This window comes from Acinetobacter sp. YH12227, from assembly GCF_013417785.1.
Classification (GTDB): Bacteria; Pseudomonadota; Gammaproteobacteria; order Pseudomonadales; family Moraxellaceae; genus Acinetobacter; species Acinetobacter gandensis.
The window spans coordinates 1-19,294 of sequence record NZ_VPDH01000066.1 but is presented as its reverse complement, the minus strand read 5'-3'; the positions used below and the strand labels follow the sequence as shown (position 1 = coordinate 19,294).

Here is a 19,294-nt window from a genome sequence, read left to right as displayed (position 1 = left end):
AGCCTTTATCAAAAACTACAATGCTGCCAGCAGGAAACTGGAATTTGCGGCCTTGTACCATGTCATTTTCTTTGCCATTTTCAACTGCAACAAACTCAGGAATATCATTGCTGTGATTCAATCCTATGCTGAGTTTCATGCTGGCTTTTGAGTTGTGAACTTTGGCCCATTCACATAAGGAAAGCGACAGGTCAATATGACTGGCATCCAAGGAATACAAGGGATTCTTAAAGCGAAATTTATGAGCTACTTTTGAGTGTTCATAGTATTTAAGCAACTTGTAAAATAGCTGTTGATACAAGGCAGCAGGCTGCTGCTCATTGATTCGTGCCAGCGTGCTTCGGGGAATAGACTTTGCTCCGAGATGACTTAGCTTTTCCTGTTGGCACTCCAAATTGGATTGAATATCTCTCAGACTTTGCCTACAAGAGAATTGAGACATCAATATGGCAATAAACTGATCCCACCGGGAAGCCGCTCTAAATTTCTGTCCAACATGGTGTACTTTAGCAAGTTGTTCAAAATCCTGTCGCACAACAGGTTTAATTAGCTCATGAAATACGGTATTCTGATGTGACAAAACCTGAATCCTAGTCGTTAAAGTGTTTGTTTGCACTCATATTTTAACTGTTAGGACTCAGGTTTTTTTATTTAAAGCAAACTATGGGACAGCAGTGGCTCAGACTGTCCTTTTTTATTTTGATTTGAGAAAAATCGATGTAAATAGTTTTTGTTATTCTTCAACTTCAGGATGTATCCCACCTAAGTTTTGGCAAGCAGACTTATAAATAATATATTGTTGATCCACGACATCGGTGAGTGGAATGCTAAATAATTTATCGCCATCTTTATATTGATCAATATAAGAAACGACTTTCTGTTTACTTGAAGCAAGTTTTTGCTCATGGAAACTGGTAATCGAACTGTGCGTCATATGTGCGCTTTCGATATTATTACATTGGAATTGAGAAAGTAGCTTTTCGGCTTTTTTTATTTCGCTAGATGTGCCAAACATACAGCCGCTTAACAGAGTTACACCTGCGAGCAGGATGAACTTATTCATGATTTTTTTATGAGCAAATGATGTGGTGTCGTATTCTATTCAGTTTTAAGATAAAAATTAATTTATTTTTTACCATTTGGCTAAAAAATGATTAAATGAGATGTGGTTCATGATTTTAGTTGTATTTTGTAGATCATTTATATTTCAAAAACTGGTTTAGCTGTGCAATAGACTCATGCTAAGTAAAAAGCATCCTGAGCTAAATAATAAACCAAGAACAATGTGTTTAAACTGGCGTTCCGAGACTTTGTAAAACAAACGTGCACCTAAAATTACCGGAAATGCCATGATAATCAGTAATACCGCCAGATAGGGTAAGTGCTGTTTTTGGATAATCCCTTGCCATAGATAGCTGGCTAAGGTCACGATTTGAATTGCGAAATTAAAATGACGCAGAATATAACGCTGCTGTTCTTTCGGTGTCTTTTTAAGCATGAGCCAAGCAGAAGGCAATGCCCCACAAAAGCCACCTAATCCACCCAATATGCCTCCAATATAGCCAATGATCGAATCTGCCCATTTACCCGATTTTGTGATCCATCCAATTGTAGGATTAAAAAAAAGGATCGGGCACCAAATCACTAAAAATGCACCGAGTACCAGCTTAAAAGTGTTTTGATTAATAATATCGAGTAAATAGGTTCCTAAAGGCACGCCAATTAAGCCCGCTATTAAGTAAGGCCAAATGAGTTTGCGATCGAGGTTTATGGAGTTTTTTTCGTAACTGAGGGAAATAAAGTGACTATAGACTGAAGCACTAACAACTAAGGGTGCTGCAATTTGCGGCGGCAGAATCCATACCCAAAAAGACATAGCAATTAGTGCAAATGCAAAACCTGTTAATCCTTGGATGAAACCTGCACATACTGCCCCAAGAATGAAAATTAACCATGTCATTGCATTTTTACTTTTAAAATTCAGTCGCTATTGTAGATAAAATTATCTCTGAAGGGGAGTTTGTTAGTATAAATAACGAAATAAGTTATCTAAAAATCTGATCGAATAATGGGGTGATTCGCTGATTGTTATCGGTGTTCTATCATAAATGTTTCACTGCCAAGCTTGGTTTTTTTACATCTTATTTATAGGTTTAATATTCTAGATGATGGATAAAAAATGGACATGGGTATACATCTCATCTACATAGGTTACCTTTTTGATCCATTTCTTTACAGCAGACTATCCCTATTCAAATAGGAGTAGTTCACATGCTTAAACAAGTTTCTTTGCTATCAGTGCTCGCAATTTCACTTACCGGGTGTGTGGTTGCACCGTTTGACGATGGCTCGCATTATTCAAGTCAATATGGTTATGGATCATCGCATCGATATTCAAATTCTTATGGCTATGAGCGTCCACAATATCGTCCGAATCAGCCGCAATACAGACCACATCATCAGCGTCCACAGCATATAGGTTCAACCCAACAGCATCGACCTTGGGATAATCAACGGCCTAATGTACAACGCCCGTCACAGCATAAACCGAATGTAAATAAGCCTCAAACCGCTAAACCACAAACAACAAAACCTGTAACGAAACCAAAACCGAATGCTCAATCACAGAAGAAGCGTCCTAATGTTGCACCAGCAGTTAAGCTATCTACAGGTGGATTTAATGCACAGCGACCTTTACGTCCACAAATTTGATCTTGGGACATTCGCTAAGAAAAGGACGCGTAAGCGTCCTTTTTTAAATACATTTGGTTTTAAACTGATTTTTGATAGAGTCCAGCGCGAACTGTACCAGCTTTAGTATTTTTAATTTGTTTCCATGATACGGGTAATTTGAGCTGAGATAGATCTCGATCAGCTTCGACATAAATTAAGCCATTTTCTGCAATTAATGGATCAGCTTGGTTTGCTAAGGTTTCCCATAGGTCGAGGCTATAGGGAGGGTCTAAAAATACTAAATCAAACTGCTCTTTTAATGTAGCTAAGGCTTGTTGAGCAGTCATAATTTTGAGTTGGGCCTGTTGCTTACTCACACGTAATAGTTCGAGATTATCCGTTAAAAATTTTGCTTGCGTACGGTCAGGTTCTATCATGACTGCTTGTGCTGCACCTCGTGAGAGTGCTTCAAATGCTAATGCACCTGAACCGGTACATAGATCTAGAACTTTGGCATTTTGTACGTCCCACATGAGCCAGTTAAAAAGCGTTTCACGTACACGGTCAGGCGTTGGGCGAAGTCCGTCAATACTGGCAAAAGGTAGCTGACGACGTTTCCATTCTCCACCAATGATTCTTAATTGATTTTTCATTGATTATTCCTGATCAGCTGTTGCGGCTGCACTCGCAGCACGAGATGTAGTAGGTGCTGCTTGACCATTTGTCTGAGCGGCCTGGTTACTATTTGAGTTCGCTTCATTTGTTTGCTGGTTTGGATTTGCATTTGGGTCGGCAGACAAAATATTAGCGCCACTTGGTAATTCACCGGGTTTAATCCCAGCTGTCATTAAGCCACCACTTACTTGGTGGCCGGAAGGACGAATTGGATTTTTTTTACGAGTTAGTAGCCAATAGTCAAAAATAGGTTTAGCGATTTGAGCTGCCGAACCACCATGACGGCCATTTTCCCAAACCACAGCAATTGCAATTTCAGGTTTTTCAGCGGGTGCAAAGCCAACAAATAGGCCGTGATCAAGTTGACGTTCTGTAAGTAATGCTTCGTTATATCGTTTACCTTGAGCAATACTTTTAACCTGAGCTGTACCTGTTTTACCTGCAATTTGATACATCGGCGTGCGGATACCACGGCCTGTACCCGTTTGCACTACATCAATCATGGCATCACGCATCTTAATCCAATCTTCTGGTTTACCATTAAATTGAATGCGGCCATTTGGTGCATTATGAACTTTATGCACCTTAGAACCTTTACTTTCACGCAATACATGAGGGGTGACATGAGAGCCTTGGTTGGCTGTAATTGCAGTCGCCATGGCCAGTTGTAATGGGGTTGCGGTAAATGCACCTTGTCCAATACTGACGGAAATCGTTTCACCTTTAAGCCAATTTGATTTGCGGGTACGCATTTTCCATTCAGGGTTCGGATATAAGCCTGTACTTTCACTTGGTAAATCGACACCAGTTTTTTCACCGAAACCAAATTGACGCATCCATGAGTTCATTTTTTCAATGCCCATGCGATATGACAGGACATAAAAATAGGTATCACAAGAGACAACTTGTGCTTTATGCATATTTACAGCGCCATGACCGGTTTTTTTGTGGTCACGGAAACGATGGCTATCACCTGGTAAAGTAAAATAACCGGGATCTGAAATAGCCGTGCTCCAATCAACTAAACCATAGTGAATACCACCCATACCAAACATCGGTTTAATGGTCGATCCTGGAGGATAAGCCCCTTGTACAGCACGGTTATAGAGTGGTTGGTCTAAGCTATCACGTAAACCAGAATAATCTTTACTACTAATACCTGTTACGAACAGGTTCGGGTTAAAGCTTGGGCTGGATACCAAAGCAAGAATTTCACCTGTACGCGGATCCATTGCAACAATAGCGCCACGTCGACCTGCCAATTGCTCAGAAGCAATCGTTTGTAAGCCATAATCTAAGGATAAATACAGATCATTACCACGAACTGGATCTTTACGGCCCAAGTGGCGTAACACATTACCAAAAGCATCAGCTTCAACGGACTCATTGCCGGGCATGCCATGTAGTAATTCTTCATACGACTTTTCAACGCCGATCTTACCAATCAGGTTAGAGCCAGCATATAAATCTTTATCAATGGTTTTAAGTTCTTTGTCATTGATACGACCGACATAACCAATCACATGCGCAAAAAGTTCACCATGTGGGTAATAACGGGTCATTTGTGTTTCGATATTAACGCCTGGGAATTGATATTTCACTTCACTAAAACGCGCAATATCATTTTCATTCAGGTTAAGTTTGATTGAAACACGTTCAGTTTTCTTTGAAGTTTTAATTCGACTGCTAAAACGTTCAATGTCTTCATCAGTAAGTTCAAGGAGCGGCGTGAGGCGCTTGACGGTGTCGTCAATATCTTCAACATCTGCACGACTCATGGTTGCAGAGAATACAGGGTAGTTATCAGCCAGTAATACACCATTGCGGTCATAAATATAGCCACGGGATGGCGCTAAAGGCTGTAAACGAATTCGGTTTTGATCTGCAGCGGTTGAAAACGTTTCGTAATTCTTAATTTGTAAATAGGCGTAGCGAGCTACCAATAGCAACATAAAGAATGACACGATCCCAATCGAAATCAGTACACGATTACGATAAATCCGCTTTTCTTGCTGGACATTTTTTAAAGGAAAGTGCTGCTTCATATGCGATCGACTTAAAGACAAAGAACTGAAATAACAGAAGAGGCATATTCTAGCGCAATTGTTATTTTTTTTGAGAATTAAAAACGTGCTGCTCGTGGATGTAGCTCAAACTTTGACTTTGCAGACATGAAAAAGATGCGAGCTTGTGTATAACAGTTCATTTTAATCTGATAAAGTCGCTAAGAATAAAAAAGGAATAATCCAAAAATAATACTAAGGAAGTTAGTGAAAACAATGAATAAATTTTATCCATGGTTGGCGTTAATGATGCTTGGAAGTGTCGCACACGCCAATGACAACGCATTTTTACCTGAGGCAAATTTAGGCAGTACAGGCTATCAAGCTTGGAATCTTGGTGCGGGTTTTACTCAAAAAATCATTCATGTGAATGGTGAATGGGTCAACCCTTATGGCATTGCTTATGCGAAAGCTGGTGTTTTCTTGAACGATGATAAAACACCTGGTGGACAAGTCGGCTTTCGTCACCCAGTTCATTTCACTGGCAAGGATAAAAATGGTTATTATGTCGGGGCTTATGCAGGTTATATCGACACGAAAAAAGTTGATGGTGACGATGAAGCTCGATTAGGCGGTGGTATTGATCTTGCTTATGTGATGTTGAGCTCCGAGCGTATCAGTACGTTTAGTGTTGGCCTGGGTGCAGGAGAGAAATTAGAAGATAAGTCGGGCAATGTTATTGCAGAAATCGAACCTAGACTACAAATCTCATATACTCTAAGTATTGGTTTGTAGTGAAAATAATCAACTTTATGTTTTAACCGCGCTCACTGAATAAAATTAAATATGGAAGTTATGCATGCTTGAGTACGTTAACGATCTGTGGCAAACCTTTTTGCAACGACCCGATTTTTGGGCGGTGCTAAGTATTATCCCCGTTACCGCGTTCGTTACCTGGGCACACGTTTGGATGGCACTTAAAATGGTGTTTTACCCAATTACTTTTTGGGGATTCCATTTAGGCCCAATACCGGTGGGATGGCAGGGCATTGTGCCAAGAAAGGCTGGACGTATATCTGGCATTATTACCGACAACACTTTGTCTAAATTGGGTTCATTGCGTGAATTTTTAGATGCAATGGATCCTGAGGACATGGCGCGTATTATTGGTGAACAAGTTGGTTTTGAGCTTGAACATTTAATTGATGAAGTCATGCTCGACCGAAATGCTGTTCTTTGGGAAAATTTACCGTATTCGATCAAACGTCGTATTTATGCTCAAGCACATAAACAGTTACCAAGTACTTTAAAAGAACTTGTGACCGAACTGACCATGAACGTCGAGTCATTAGTTGACATGCGTGAAATGGTGGTGAGCCAGATGGAGTCTGATCGACGCCTGATGGTGCGAATGTTCCTTAAAGTTGGACAAAAAGAAATTAACTTTATTTGGCATATTAGTGCCTTGATTGGGATGTTCTTTGGTATCTTCCAGATGGTTGTTTGGTTTGTGGTGCCTTGGCATTGGACAGTGCCATTCTGGGCTGCAATCTGGGGCTTTTTGACCAATTGGATTGCTATTTGGATGGTATTCAATCCAATCGAACCACACCCAGTGAAGTATTTGCAATTCTTTGAATTAACTAAAGATCGTAAATTTCCTTGGATCAAGCCTGTGATTCCGCGTATTGGAACTTACAATATTCAAGGGGCGTTTATGAAACGCCAAGAAGAAGTATCGGATGTATTCGCAAGTGTAGTCACAGAAGACCTAATTACGCTAAAATCTATCATGACCGAAATGATGTATGGCGGGAAAAAAGACAAGACTCGTCGCATTGTTAAACGTCATATTAACGAAATTATGGAAACACCATTGGTTCGTACCTCATTACAGTTGTCTTTGGGTCCAAAAGAGTATGCAAAACTCAAGACAGACTTGATCGATCGCTCAATTGAAATTACGATGGTGCCTGTATGCGACCCTGCGTTTAATGCGAGCCGTGCACAGAAAATCTTTCAGATGTTTAGAGACCGTATTCGCGAGTTAACGCCTAAAGAATTTCAAAATTTGTTACGTCCTGCATTTCAGGAAGACGAATGGATTTTGATTGTGTTGGGTGGGGTGACTGGTTTTATAGCTGGTACAATACATTTGTTTGTGGCTTTCTTATAATTAGATGCTGATAGGTGATGTTAATCTTGGGGTTCATATCACCGTATAGCGTCATATACAATGTTTTAAAATGAGGATGTTTTTTTATGCGCATTATATTACTCGGACCACCTGGAGCAGGTAAAGGCACACAGGCTCAGTTGATCTGTAAGCGCTACGATATCCCACAAATTTCAACCGGTGATATGCTCCGTGCTGCGATTCGTGAAGGTACTGAATTAGGTCTACAAGCTAAAAGTGTCATGGATAATGGCGGTCTTGTATCTGATGAGCTGATTATTGGTCTTGTTAAAGAACGTATTGCTCAACCTGATTGCGTAAACGGCTGCATTTTTGACGGTTTCCCACGTACGATTCCTCAAGCTGAAGCGCTTGAAAATGAAGGTATCAACATCGATCACGTGATCGAGATTGATGTACCTGACGAAGAAATCGTTCAACGTCTTTCTGGTCGTCGTCAACACCCTGCATCAGGTCGTGTTTACCACATCGTTTACAATCCACCGAAAGTGGAAGGTAAAGATGATGAAACTGGTGAAGACCTTGTGCAACGTCCTGATGATCAAGAAGCGACGATTCGTAAACGTCTAGGTTCATATCATACTGAAACTGAACAACTGGTTGGTTTCTACCAAGGCCGCGCCGCGTCTGGTGAAAATGCGCCGACTTATGACAAATTAAATGGTCTACGTCCAATCGAACAAGTACAAACTGATTTGTTCGCGATTTTAGATCAAGCAAAATAATTCAGTTCGACTGAAATTTTGACTTTAAAAGAGTCCTACTGCATAGTGGGACTCTTTTTTTTATTGTTCATTTTTGAGGACAATCTAGTGCTGAAAGTTGCTTTAATTTTGGGTGTTGTAGTTGCAGTGGCGGTTTTACTGGGACTGCTTTATGTTAGTTTTAAAATGCTACGTAATGTACAAATTGAAGAAGCAAAAGATGCAAAATTAAACCCGAAGCAGTATCAGTTACATCCCAAATTACAACAAGAGTTAGATAAAAAAAAGCAGCAAGACACTAAATCTGAACAGTAATTTGCTGTGAAGGGTTGAGGCCTAAATTACACTAGCATATTGAAAAATCAGCAATATATCTGAGTTATATATTGCTGATTTTCATTTGATTAGCATAAAAATGATGCTTGCGATATCCAAGAAATATTAGGCATCTAGATTGGTTACTTTAATTGGTCTTGCTGCACCAAACTCAAAACGATCAGGCCAGTTACACACGTCAGAAACAATACATTCATGACACTTGGGTTTACGTGCGATACAACAGTAACGACCATGTAAAATTAACCAATGATGTGAGTCGACAATAAATTCTTTTGGAATCACTTTCACTAAACGGTGTTCGACTTCAAGCACGTTCTTGCCGACAGCTAAACCTGTACGGTTACCTAAACGAAAAATATGTGTATCAACGGCCATTGTTGGTTGACCGAAAGCGGTATTCAGCACCACATTCGCTGTCTTACGCCCCACACCGGGCAAGGCTTCTAAGTCTGCACGATTGTTTGGTACGACGCTGTTGTGTTTGTCGATTAACATCTTACAGGCTTTAATGACGTTCTCAGCTTTCGAATTATATAAGCCAATGGTCTTAATATATTCCTTTAATCCATCAACGCCTAAGGCATAAATAGCTTCAGGTGTATTGGCAATAGGAAATAGTTTATCTGTGGCTTTATTGACGCTGACATCAGTGGCTTGGGCAGATAATGTCACTGCCACCAATAGCTCAAAGGGGCTGCTGTAATTTAGTTCAGTTTTAGGGTTGGGACGTTGTTCACGCAGTCGTTCAAAAAAAGTTTGAATCTGCTTTTTCGTCATATTTTTAACAGCCACAATTAAGCCCCTTGTAATTGTGTTAGTTGTACCGAAAGCGAATCAAGCAACTCACGTTTTTTGGCATCTTCACGAACACTGAGCTGCTTTTCGAGTTTTTTGATTTGTGTTCGGATTTTTGCAAGTTCAATCGTGGTTTTTGCATCAATATTAATGGTCGGTACATTTTGTTTTTCAACCACTTCAATTGCAGGAACAGAGTCCGTTTGGCTTGAAAATTGGGCAAATAATTCAGTGTCAATTTCGGCGCGAACGACAGGACCTTTACGATTGAGTTGACGTTTTTCTTCACGCTGAATATGTGCATAATATCGGCGGCGTAAGTCGTCTTGCTCTGCAATTCTTAGTGTTGAATTTAGTATCGGTTGGGTGTCTTCAACCAAGTCAATGCAGTCGACCGGGCAAGGAGGAATGCACAGTTCACAGCCCGTGCATAAATCCGTTAATACGCTATGCATGAGTTTTCCTGAGCCAATGATGGCATCGACAGGGCAGGCGCTAATGCATTTTGTACATCCAATACATTCGTCTTCACGAATCACTGCTTTAACACGTTGAGGACGGCCGTCGGATTGAATTGGCCACACACTTTCTTCTGCTTTTAACGGAGCACGATTTAACAGAATCGCTAAGGCATCAGCCACAGGCTGCCCACCCGGCACGCATTTATTCGCAGCTTCACCTTCATGAATTGATTTTGCATAGGGCAAACACCCATCACGATGGCCACATAGACCGCATTGGGTTTGTGGAAGTAATGCGTCAATTTGTTGAATGAGGGAAATTTCAGAATTCATGGTTCGTCGAGTTACAGCAGAAAGTGCGAAAACAAAGCAGGGTAATGAATTCTAGCATGTTTTTAGTGTATTGAGTGTGCTCGAAAATAGGTCGTTGTTTGCATCATTTATGCGCAAAAAACAACATTAAAATATTCCTTAAAGTTATTAGATATATAACCAAAACATCTTAAAAATCAAATTAAACACATGAAATTTATATATTTTAAAGATTTTTAAAAAAAACTATTGCCCATTGGTTACAAAAGATATTTAATATTTTGCGCCAAAATATATCTTTGATCAAAATTGTGAACAGTTTTGATCCATACATCTGCTGAGGATTAAGCGTTGAAATATAACAGCCTTAACGACTTCCTGGACTACGTTAAAACACGTGATGCACATCAACCTGAATTTCTTCAAGCTGTTGAAGAAGTGATGACGAGCCTTTGGCCTTTCATTGAAAAGAACCCAGAGTATGCTGACTACGGTCTGCTTGAGCGTCTTGTTGAGCCAGAACGTGCGATTCAATTCCGTGTTTCATGGGTAGATGACAAAGGTCAAACTCACGTTAACCGTGCTTTCCGTGTTCAATACAACTCAGCAATTGGTCCATTCAAAGGTGGTATGCGTTTCCATCCTTCAGTGAACCTTTCAATCCTAAAATTCTTAGGCTTTGAGCAAACTTTCAAAAATGCTTTAACTACATTGCCTATGGGTGGTGGTAAAGGTGGTTCAGATTTCGATCCTAAAGGTAAATCTGAAGGCGAAATTATGCGTTTCTGCCAAGCATTGATGATCGAGTTATATCGTCATTTAGGTTCAAACACTGACATCCCAGCGGGTGACATCGGTGTGGGTGGCCGTGAAGTTGGCTACATGGCCGGCATGATGAAAAAATTAAGCAACGACACTGCATGTGTATTCACTGGTAAAGGCTTAACTTTCGGTGGTTCACTTGCACGTCCTGAAGCTACAGGTTTCGGTACAGTGTACTTTGCTGAAGAAATGCTAAAAACTCGTGGTGATAGCTTCAACAACAAAGTTGTGACTATTTCGGGTTCAGGTAACGTTGCACAATTTGCAGCTGAAAAAGCAATGTATCTAGGTGCGAAAGTGGTTTCACTTTCAGACTCTAACGGTACTGTATACGTTAAAGATGGTTTCACAACTGAACTTCTTGCTGAAGTAATGGAACTTAAAAACGTAAAACGTGGTCGTATTTCAGAATTCGCATCTAAGCACGGTTTTGAATACCTTGAAGGTCAACGTCCTTGGTCAATCAAATGTGATATCGCACTTCCATGTGCAACACAAAATGAATTGAATGGCGATGATGCTGCTGTACTTCTTGCAAACGGTGTAATCTGTGTTGCTGAAGGCGCAAACATGCCTTCTACTTTGGATGCTGTTGAGAAATTCGTTGAAGCGAAAATTCTTTATGCACCAGGTAAAGCATCGAATGCAGGTGGTGTTGCAACTTCTGGTCTTGAAATGTCTCAAAACGCAATTCGTTTGGGTTGGACTTTTGAAGAAGTTGATGAGCGTCTTCATGCGATCATGAAAGAAATTCACCGTAACTGCGTGAAATACGGTACTGAAGAAGACGGTACTGTGAACTATGTAAACGGTGCAAACATTGCTGGCTTCGTAAAAGTAGCTGATGCAATGCTTGCTCAAGGCGTTTACTAAGTTCTACGTAAGTAGGAACTAAAAAACCGAGGCTAATGCCTCGGTTTTTTTATTTCAAAATTAAATTGAGCGATGCAAATCTGACTTAGAGTTTGCTGTCTAAGCTACCACGCGCAATTGTCATGTCATGCACATAGGCATATTTAGATTGATCTGCTGCTGGATTTTTAATTTCATAGCGTTTCACACGAATGATTTGACGCTCATTGGGTGAATGTTCAAAGCCTTCAATTTTGTCATAAAACAAACTCCAGTCTTTATCGACTTGGGTTTTAACTCCATTTTCGGCATATTTAATTTCTTTGACCTGTAAACATGTTTGCGGTGCAACACCTGTACATTGTTTAGTTTCAGGGCTAATTTCAAAGAAAATTGTTTCACCCGCAGATTGGTATTTAGTTTCAGGGGTCATTTTACCTGTGAATACAATCTTTTCACCTTTACTATTGGTTAAAGTAAGGGTGGGTTTTTCTTTATCGTTTAGATTTAAAATAAATGGCACTTTGCGGTTTGAGAAAATATCTGCAGCGATACCTTCCTGCGCCATCATGTTATTCGGGCAAGCCATTTGCGTTGCCATCATGCTACCTGTGCTGATAGTATTATTTTCGACTGACCAAGAGCTACCTAGCGTATTACAGCTTGTTGAGATACTTAGACGACCTTCTTCGCTAAAGTTTAAAACAATCGGTTTGGGCGCATTTTCAGTGTTGGTACTCCACTGATACGCGGCCAAGGTTTTATCTGCATTTTGTTGTTGTAAAACGGTCAAGGCTATATCTCCAGCTTTTTGGATATCGCTTGATTGACATGCTGCAAGTGCTAAAGGGAAGAGTGCAATCGCTAAATATTTTAATTTCATAAGGCTTACAGTTCTTGATCTAAATAACAGAATGCAGCATAACCTATTCATTTTAAAAAATTATGGATACATTCTGCGCGATTCGGTATCAAAATGTATCCATAAATATATATTTGTTATTATATAAATATAATTTATCTATTAAAAGCGTATTTTATAAAATTGTCATAGTTAATCAAAGCGATAAATATCCATACCGAGTGAACCCATACTGAAACTGCTATGCACAATTGAGAAGCGATGGCCTGCACCCATTGCGAAAAAGATTGGTGCAAAGTGCTCTATGGTCGGGTGGTTGCGTTGAACCTGTGGAATAGACTGCCAGTCAAGCACTGCGTCATAATCTTGGTGAGTAAGTTTACTAACCACATAATTGCGGAAAGTCGAAGCCCACTCAGGTACAGCAGCCGCTTGCCCATTCCAAGCTAATTCGCGCAAGTTATGCGTAATGCTACCGGAACCAATCAACAAAATTTGTTTTTCGCGCAAAGGTGCCAGTGTTTGTCCAATTTTATATATGTCTTGAGCACTTATTGTCATTGGCAGTGATATTTCAACAACTGGAATGTCTGCTTCTGGATACATGTGAAGTAATGGCATCCAAACACCATGGTCACGCGGACGTGTGCTGTTTGCATGTGCTGCAAGTCCAGCATTTGCTAATAGATGTAAAATTTCTTCTGCAAGTTCTGGTTGACCTGGAGCAGGGTAGCGAATCTCATAAAGTTCCGTAGGAAAACCACGGAAATCGTGCCAAGTCTCTGGTCGAATGCCTGTACTTACTTCTAGTGCGTTACTTTCCCAATGTGCAGACATAATAATAATGGCTTGGGGTTTTGGAAGATTGAGACTGAGACGTTCCAGCGCAGGCCCAACTTGCTCAGGATTGATAGCGAGCATTGGAGAACCGTGGGAAATAAATAAACCTGGGAGTGTTTGTAAATTCATGGTCGTCGCCGGAAGTCGTTATATGGAATAGGTTTATCATGCTGTATTTTGAAACTATAACCAATCTGTATAAATTCAACGTATTGTTTCGTTTATGCAACAATGCGAAAAACTAAACAGTGATTTTAGCCAGCACGATGGTAAGGGTGGTTGTTGTTGATGCTCATAGCACGGTAGAGCTGCTCAATGAGCATGACACGAACCATTGGGTGAGGCAGTGTAAGTTTTGATAATGACCAATGCCATGCTGCTGCTTTACGTACGGCTTCAGAGTGCCCATCAGGTCCACCAATTGCTAAGACCACATCATTACCTTCTAGCATCCAACCTTTCATTGTTTCAGCAAGTTTTTCAGTACTAAATTCACGGCCACCGACTTCAAGAGCAATTAACACCTCATTACCTTTCATGGCATTTAATATGCTATCACCTTCGATTTGACGGTATTTTAAAATATCAGCTTCAGAATCATTTTTACCGCGCTTCGCCATAGGCAATTCAACAATTTGAGTTTGTACAAAGGGTTGAATACGTTTGAAATAGTCTTCAAAACCTGTCAGTACCCAAGCTGGCATTTTTTGACCAATAGTGAGAATGCGGATTTTCATACAGCGCCTGAAATGAAGCAAAAGACTATTATAACGGTGATTTGTTGCTTTGTAATAACAGACACAAATTGCAATTGAAAAGAGGATTTGCTTGCTGTTTAAATACGCAGCATAAGTTACTTATGCTCAAATTTTTAAAAAGCGGAATAATAACAATGATAAAACTACCCCTAAAACGTGGTTTTCAGCTGCTGTATCATTCACTCACGGTAGTTGTGATTCTTTTTAGTTTGCCACTTACTGCACATGCGACTACTCGAATGGCTGAACCTGAAAATTTAAGCGTTTATTTACAGCAAATTATTGGCTCTGAAGGCGAATATAGAAACTATAAAAATATTCAGGAGTTGAATCGTGTCTCCGCATGGATTCGCGAGCAAATGCGTTTATTTGGTGTTAATTGTAGTTTTCAAACCTATACAGTGAATAGTCAACCCTACCGCAATGTGGTGTGCCCATTGAATACGGGAAACAGTACAAAGGTGATTGTAGGAGCGCATTACGATGTATATGGTGAACAAGCGGGTGCTGATGACAATGCATCTGGTGTTGCAGGTGTACTTGAGACAGCACGTATTTTGGCAGCAGAAAAATCGCGGTTGAAACAAAATATTGAATTCGTATTTTATACGTTAGAAGAACCGCCTTATTTTCGAACGGAGTCAATGGGTAGTTTTATCCATGCAAAGTCAGTCGCTAAAAACAAAGATAAAATAAATGGTGTTTATATTTTGGAAATGATTGGTTATTTTGACCCGAAAGCGACTCAAGATTATCCGATTGGTTTGAAGTGGATTTATCCATCACATTCAAATTTCATTGCTGCTGTGGGCAATGTGCAGTCTCGTGATTTGACCTCAAATTACTGTAGTGCAATGGAAAATTTAAACGAATTACAGTGTGAGCGACTTATTTCACCTTCATTTATTCAAGGAATCGATTTCTCAGATCATATGAATTATTGGAAATTTGATATACCTGCAATGATGATTACGGATACGGCATACTATCGAAATAAGCATTACCATACCGAGCAAGATACGATAGAAAAACTCAATGTGGGGAAGATGGCACAAGTTGTAAATGGTTTGGTAAAAACTTTGATTGCGCCATGATGAGCGTATCAAAATCCATTGAAGAACTAAGACAAAACTTGAATGCATAAAAAACGCAGTCCTGAAAGCCTGTGGACTGCGATAAAAGGTCATCTGCCTGGAGATGCAGATGACCATTCTGTTCCAAAAAGAACAATCACATAATGTGCATTTGGAACGAAAATGAAACATACAGCGCGTATATCTCTACCAATATATATATGGGGGATGATTAAGTATTTATCAAGTAATAACCCTGAAATTTTGTAAGACTTTCTAATTTATATTCCTATAGGTATTACATCACTAACTTCAATTCGTTGGATGGAACTTGCTTCATGTATATTTGCTATGGCTAATTTTAATTTCTAATGTTGTTCGGTTTTCAATTTTTTAACATCCAATTTTGAACACAAAAAAGCCCTGCGAACAGGGCTTTTTTTAATCATGTAAAATAGTTTTAAAACTTAATGGCGTGCCGCTTTGCCACTGTCAGTTGCTTTAACGATAGGTGTTTTGGCTAAGGCTTTTGGTGCAGAAACCAATGCAAGTGGTAAGATTTCATCAATCGATTTCACTGCTTTAATTTCTAAACCTTCTTTTACGTTGTCTGGAATTTCAGACAAATCACGAACGTTGTCTTGTGGGATAAACACGAGTTTTACACCACCACGGTGTGCTGCCAAAAGTTTTTCTTTTAAGCCGCCAATACGCATCGCACGACCACTTAAGCTTGTTTCACCTGTCATGGCAATATCAGGACGAATTGCAATTTTAGTGAAAGCTGAAACAAGTGCTAAAGTAAGGGCTAAACCAGCTGATGGGCCATCTTTTGGTGTTGCACCTTCGGGTAAATGTACGTGAACATCTGTTTCTTCAAAGCGAGACGCTTCGATACCGAGTTCATCAGCACGGGTACGTACGACAGTCATTGCTGCTGTAATTGACTCTTTCATCACGTCACCCAGTGAACCTGTAGTGATGAATTTGCCTTTACCTGGAACTGCTGCCACTTCAATCGTTAATAGCTCACCACCCACGGAAGTCCAAGCTAAACCATTTACACGACCGACTTGTGCTTCTTCTTCAGCCATACCGAAGTCGAATTTGTGCGGGCCTAAGTAGTCAGGAAGATTTTTCGAATCCACTTCAATTTGAAGATTTTTCGATTTCTTACTAACAGCTTCTTTCACGACTTTACGTGCAATTTTAGATACTTCACGTTCAAGGCTACGCACACCAGCTTCACGTGTATAACGTTGTACGATGTCGCGAATGGCTTCTTCATGTACTGTTAATTCTTTAGCGCGTAGACCATTATTTTTAATAGCTTTCGGCACTAAATAACGCTCAGCAATATTCACTTTCTCATCTTCGGTATAACCCGGTAGACGAATCACTTCCATACGGTCAAGAAGCGCTTCAGGAATATTCATGCTGTTTGCAGTACAAATGAACATCACTTCAGAAAGGTCTAAATCAAGATCTAAATAGTGATCATTGAACTTACTGTTTTGCGATGGATCAAGTACTTCAAGCAAGGCAGAAGCAGGGTCGCCACGGTAGTCTTGCGCCATTTTGTCAATTTCGTCGAGCAAGAACAGTGGGTTCTTCACGCCAACTTTAGATAGTGATTGCACGATTTTACCCGGCATCGCACCGATATAAGTACGACGGTGACCACGAATTTCAGCTTCATCACGTACACCACCCAGTGCCATACGAACAAATTCACGTCCTGTCGCTTTTGCTACAGATTCACCGAGTGAGGTTTTACCTACACCAGGAGGGCCAACCAAACATAAAATTGGGCCACGTAATTTTTTCACACGTGATTGCACGGCTAGATATTCAACAATGCGATCTTTCACATCATCTAGACCATAGTGGTCGGCATCTAATATATCTTGTGCTTTAGCCAAGTTGATGCTGACTTTGCTTGCTTTATTCCATGGCGTATCTAAAATTACTTCTAGATAGTTACGCACCACAGCTGCTTCGCTTGATGCAGGTTGCATCGCTTTTAGCTTACGGAATTCATTTTCAGCTTTTTTACGTACATGTTCAGGTAAGTCTGCTTCAGCAAGACGCTTTTCAATTTCTTGAACGTCATCTTCAGCTCCGCCATTCATATCGGAAAGTTCGCGCTGAATAACCTTCATTTTTTCATTTAAGAAGTATTCACGCTGATTCTTTTCCATTTGGCGTTTTACAGAATCATGTAGCGTTTGTTCAATTTGCTGTTCTTCAGACTGTTGCAATAAATAAGTCATAAGTTCAGCTAAATGTGCTTCAAATTCATCGTGCTCAAGGAATTTTTGCTTGATGTCGATATTTAAAGGCACACGTGTAGCAACGAAGAATAACAATTGTAGTAAATCTTCAATTTTATTCGCTGCAGCAATCAGTTCACGTGCATTGCGTAGTTTTGCTTCTGCATATTGGGCAAAAAGCGCACGTAGTTCTTCAAGACGAGTTGATTGATTTTCAGCATTCAAGTCAACTGTCATTGGGCTTAATGAGTGTTCAGCAGTGAGGTATTCATCTGTATCGATGATTTTCTCAAGTTTCGCACGATATAAGCCCTCAATCAGTACCTTAATACAGTTTTCATCATTCTCATGATTTACAACTTGCACAATCTTCGCGACAGTACCGTATTGATATAAATTATCGTGATCAATTTCTTCTGATAGCGAATCTTTTTGTGCCACTACGAATACAAGATTGTCACTTTCACGCGCAACGTTAACTGCGTTGATCGATTTTTCACGACCCACAAACAGCGCAATTTGCATGTGAGGATATACAACCACATCTCGTAGCGCTAAAAGCGGTAATACGCTCGGAATGATTGTTTCCAAGCTTTCTTCATTCATAATAATCTCAGACATGGGCACTCCTAATGAGTGACAACGGTGTTGCCATGTTTTTATAGTGATGGGTATTTTTTAAATTACAAGGGTAGTGTCAATTAAAATGTATAAAAAATGACTAAATATGTGATTTTAAAGTGTTCGTTTAAGTCAATTTTATCAATTTAGCGCTTAAAGCGTAAAAGTTTTGTAGGGCTAAGTAAGGCATCTAAGGGTTGATCCCAGGCTTCTCGATGTAAGCTTTGCGTTATAAATTGAAAATCGTGTGCAAGACCGAGGCGTATTGGCTTTCTGGGGGCGGTGGCTAATGTTTTGTCATAAAAACCGCCACCCATACCGATACGCGTTCCGACTGGATCACACGCAAGCAAAGGCATAATTAATAAATCGAGGTGGGATACATGAAAACCTCGTGAGGCCATCGGTTCTTTCATACCAAGTGGGTGGTGTGAAAAGCGTTTGTTATAGTATTGATTTCGCGAAATTTTGACCCAAACTAGTTGCTGATTCATGTTGCAAATCATGGGAAGGAAGACTTGTTTACCCTGTAAAAAGCACAGATCAATTATTTTTTGAGTATGTATTTCACCAAAAGCATGTAAATAAATCCCAACTTTATTAGAGGATTTAAAAATAGAATGTCTGATTAATTTATATGCAGTTTTTGACTCAGACTGTTTATGACTCAACATAGAAACTTGGCGACGACGTTGCCTTAAAGTTTTACGTAAAGTTTGGGTATTTAATTCCATAATAGAAGTAGGGAAATAATCAGTCAAAGGTAAGAAATATACTAACCCGCTAAACCTCGGTTTGTCCTATTAATTTTTCTATAGCTACTGAGAATGCTTAAAAATAATAAACATTAATAAATTTACCATTTGTTAAATATTGAAGGAAAGCTAAACCGAAGCTTTGTATTTATAACGGCTTTGTTGCACAAACCTATCTGTAAAGGCTTTTTCAGCGATATAATTTTCAAATGAAGAAGCCTGCACACAAAATCTACCGCACAACCAATTGGCCCGCATATAACCGAGCACTTATGAGTC

At 39.8% G+C, this 19,294-nt stretch carries 17 protein-coding genes and 2 pseudogenes; 7 read left to right on the top strand and 12 right to left on the bottom strand.

What is annotated here, in order from left to right:
* The 3 genes and pseudogenes from FTV09_RS13630 to FTV09_RS13620 all read right to left on the bottom strand — a co-directional run.
* Window positions 1–580, bottom strand: a pseudogene (locus FTV09_RS13630) (IS4-like element ISAbe18 family transposase); the annotation flags it as partial.
* Between the two features lie 153 nt (window positions 581–733).
* On the bottom strand, window positions 734–1,063 hold the full coding sequence (locus FTV09_RS13625) for a hypothetical protein (RefSeq protein ID WP_067762425.1): 330 nt from the start codon (window positions 1,061–1,063) through the stop codon (window positions 734–736).
* Window positions 1,064–1,219: 156 nt separating this feature from the next.
* On the bottom strand, window positions 1,220–1,960 hold the full coding sequence (locus tag FTV09_RS13620; protein ID WP_067762427.1) for a sulfite exporter TauE/SafE family protein: 741 nt from the start codon (window positions 1,958–1,960) through the stop codon (window positions 1,220–1,222).
* A gap of 311 nt (window positions 1,961–2,271) precedes the next feature.
* Between FTV09_RS13620 and FTV09_RS13615 the strand changes: the two genes are divergently transcribed.
* A complete protein-coding gene (locus FTV09_RS13615; RefSeq protein WP_180058638.1) occupies window positions 2,272–2,712 on the top strand; it encodes a hypothetical protein in 441 nt (146 codons plus the stop codon).
* Between the two features lie 59 nt (window positions 2,713–2,771).
* Here FTV09_RS13615 and rsmD read toward each other — a convergent pair whose 3' ends face one another.
* Window positions 2,772–3,326 (bottom strand): 16S rRNA (guanine(966)-N(2))-methyltransferase RsmD, encoded by a 555-nt coding sequence (rsmD, locus tag FTV09_RS13610; RefSeq protein WP_067762431.1) that lies wholly within the window; start codon window positions 3,324–3,326, stop codon window positions 2,772–2,774.
* 3 nt (window positions 3,327–3,329) lie between these two features.
* Window positions 3,330–5,393, bottom strand: a complete 2,064-nt coding sequence (gene mrdA, locus FTV09_RS13605; protein ID WP_067762433.1) for a penicillin-binding protein 2 — start codon at window positions 5,391–5,393, stop codon at window positions 3,330–3,332.
* Between the two features lie 234 nt (window positions 5,394–5,627).
* Here mrdA and FTV09_RS13600 point away from each other — a divergent pair, with 234 nt between their 5' ends.
* The 4 genes from FTV09_RS13600 (at window position 5,628) to FTV09_RS13585 (ending at window position 8,567) form a co-directional block, all read left to right on the top strand.
* Entirely contained in the window at window positions 5,628–6,146 is a 519-nt protein-coding gene (locus FTV09_RS13600; protein WP_180058637.1) for a hypothetical protein, read from the top strand.
* Between the two features lie 64 nt (window positions 6,147–6,210).
* Window positions 6,211–7,527, top strand: a complete 1,317-nt coding sequence (locus FTV09_RS13595) for a hypothetical protein (RefSeq protein WP_180058636.1) — start codon at window positions 6,211–6,213, stop codon at window positions 7,525–7,527.
* 86 nt (window positions 7,528–7,613) lie between these two features.
* Window positions 7,614–8,273 (top strand): adenylate kinase, encoded by a 660-nt coding sequence (gene adk / locus FTV09_RS13590; protein WP_067762439.1) that lies wholly within the window; start codon window positions 7,614–7,616, stop codon window positions 8,271–8,273.
* 87 nt (window positions 8,274–8,360) lie between these two features.
* Window positions 8,361–8,567, top strand: a complete 207-nt coding sequence (locus FTV09_RS13585; RefSeq protein WP_373687711.1) for a hypothetical protein — start codon at window positions 8,361–8,363, stop codon at window positions 8,565–8,567.
* Window positions 8,568–8,693: 126 nt separating this feature from the next.
* Here the strand turns inward: FTV09_RS13585 and nth are convergent, their stop codons facing one another.
* Together nth and FTV09_RS13575 are read right to left on the bottom strand one after the other, a co-directional pair.
* Entirely contained in the window at window positions 8,694–9,368 is a 675-nt protein-coding gene (nth, locus tag FTV09_RS13580; protein ID WP_180058640.1) for an endonuclease III, read from the bottom strand.
* A gap of 17 nt (window positions 9,369–9,385) precedes the next feature.
* Window positions 9,386–10,198: pseudogene (locus FTV09_RS13575) on the bottom strand (RnfABCDGE type electron transport complex subunit B); the annotation flags it as partial.
* A 312-nt stretch (window positions 10,199–10,510) separates the two neighbouring features.
* Here FTV09_RS13575 and gdhA point away from each other — a divergent pair.
* Window positions 10,511–11,854 carry an NADP-specific glutamate dehydrogenase gene (gdhA, locus tag FTV09_RS13570; RefSeq protein ID WP_180058634.1) on the top strand — a complete coding sequence of 448 codons (1,344 nt, stop codon included), beginning with the start codon at window positions 10,511–10,513 and terminating at the stop codon, window positions 11,852–11,854.
* A gap of 85 nt (window positions 11,855–11,939) precedes the next feature.
* Here gdhA and FTV09_RS13565 read toward each other — a convergent pair whose 3' ends face one another.
* The 3 genes from FTV09_RS13565 to rlmH all read right to left on the bottom strand — a co-directional run bounded on the left by FTV09_RS13565 (window position 11,940) and on the right by rlmH (window position 14,272).
* Window positions 11,940–12,716 carry a DUF4377 domain-containing protein gene (locus FTV09_RS13565; RefSeq protein ID WP_180058633.1) on the bottom strand — a complete coding sequence of 259 codons (777 nt, stop codon included), beginning with the start codon at window positions 12,714–12,716 and terminating at the stop codon, window positions 11,940–11,942.
* 171 nt (window positions 12,717–12,887) lie between these two features.
* Window positions 12,888–13,664 (bottom strand): class III extradiol ring-cleavage dioxygenase, encoded by a 777-nt coding sequence (locus FTV09_RS13560; protein ID WP_180058632.1) that lies wholly within the window; start codon window positions 13,662–13,664, stop codon window positions 12,888–12,890.
* A 125-nt stretch (window positions 13,665–13,789) separates the two neighbouring features.
* Window positions 13,790–14,272 carry a 23S rRNA (pseudouridine(1915)-N(3))-methyltransferase RlmH gene (rlmH, locus tag FTV09_RS13555; protein ID WP_067762448.1) on the bottom strand — a complete coding sequence of 161 codons (483 nt, stop codon included), beginning with the start codon at window positions 14,270–14,272 and terminating at the stop codon, window positions 13,790–13,792.
* A gap of 260 nt (window positions 14,273–14,532) precedes the next feature.
* Between rlmH and FTV09_RS13550 the strand changes: the two genes are divergently transcribed.
* Window positions 14,533–15,387: a M20/M25/M40 family metallo-hydrolase gene (locus tag FTV09_RS13550; RefSeq protein ID WP_245668198.1), complete on the top strand. Its 855-nt coding sequence runs from the start codon at window positions 14,533–14,535 to the stop codon at window positions 15,385–15,387.
* Window positions 15,388–15,833: 446 nt separating this feature from the next.
* Here the strand turns inward: FTV09_RS13550 and lon are convergent, their stop codons facing one another.
* Together lon and FTV09_RS13540 are read right to left on the bottom strand one after the other, a co-directional pair.
* A complete protein-coding gene (lon, locus tag FTV09_RS13545; protein ID WP_180058631.1) occupies window positions 15,834–18,260 on the bottom strand; it encodes an endopeptidase La in 2,427 nt (808 codons plus the stop codon).
* A 146-nt stretch (window positions 18,261–18,406) separates the two neighbouring features.
* Window positions 18,407–18,994: a 5-formyltetrahydrofolate cyclo-ligase gene (locus tag FTV09_RS13540; protein ID WP_067762454.1), complete on the bottom strand. Its 588-nt coding sequence runs from the start codon at window positions 18,992–18,994 to the stop codon at window positions 18,407–18,409.
* Between the last annotated feature and the right edge of the window lie 300 nt (window positions 18,995–19,294).

Coding starts and splice junctions, on each gene's coding strand:
- FTV09_RS13625 (WP_067762425.1), bottom strand. CDS start 1,063: ATGAATAAGTTCATCCTGCTCGCAGGTGTAACTCTGTTAAGCGGCTGT.
- FTV09_RS13620 (WP_067762427.1), bottom strand. CDS start 1,960: ATGACATGGTTAATTTTCATTCTTGGGGCAGTATGTGCAGGTTTCATC.
- FTV09_RS13615 (WP_180058638.1), top strand. CDS start 2,272: ATGCTTAAACAAGTTTCTTTGCTATCAGTGCTCGCAATTTCACTTACC.
- rsmD (WP_067762431.1), bottom strand. CDS start 3,326: ATGAAAAATCAATTAAGAATCATTGGTGGAGAATGGAAACGTCGTCAG.
- mrdA (WP_067762433.1), bottom strand. CDS start 5,393: ATGAAGCAGCACTTTCCTTTAAAAAATGTCCAGCAAGAAAAGCGGATT.
- FTV09_RS13600 (WP_180058637.1), top strand. CDS start 5,628: ATGAATAAATTTTATCCATGGTTGGCGTTAATGATGCTTGGAAGTGTC.
- FTV09_RS13595 (WP_180058636.1), top strand. CDS start 6,211: ATGCTTGAGTACGTTAACGATCTGTGGCAAACCTTTTTGCAACGACCC.
- adk (WP_067762439.1), top strand. CDS start 7,614: ATGCGCATTATATTACTCGGACCACCTGGAGCAGGTAAAGGCACACAG.
- nth (WP_180058640.1), bottom strand. CDS start 9,368: ATGACGAAAAAGCAGATTCAAACTTTTTTTGAACGACTGCGTGAACAA.
- FTV09_RS13565 (WP_180058633.1), bottom strand. CDS start 12,716: ATGAAATTAAAATATTTAGCGATTGCACTCTTCCCTTTAGCACTTGCA.
- FTV09_RS13560 (WP_180058632.1), bottom strand. CDS start 13,664: ATGAATTTACAAACACTCCCAGGTTTATTTATTTCCCACGGTTCTCCA.
- rlmH (WP_067762448.1), bottom strand. CDS start 14,272: ATGAAAATCCGCATTCTCACTATTGGTCAAAAAATGCCAGCTTGGGTA.
- FTV09_RS13550 (WP_245668198.1), top strand. CDS start 14,533: ATGGCTGAACCTGAAAATTTAAGCGTTTATTTACAGCAAATTATTGGC.
- lon (WP_180058631.1), bottom strand. CDS start 18,260: ATGTCTGAGATTATTATGAATGAAGAAAGCTTGGAAACAATCATTCCG.
- FTV09_RS13540 (WP_067762454.1), bottom strand. CDS start 18,994: ATGGAATTAAATACCCAAACTTTACGTAAAACTTTAAGGCAACGTCGT.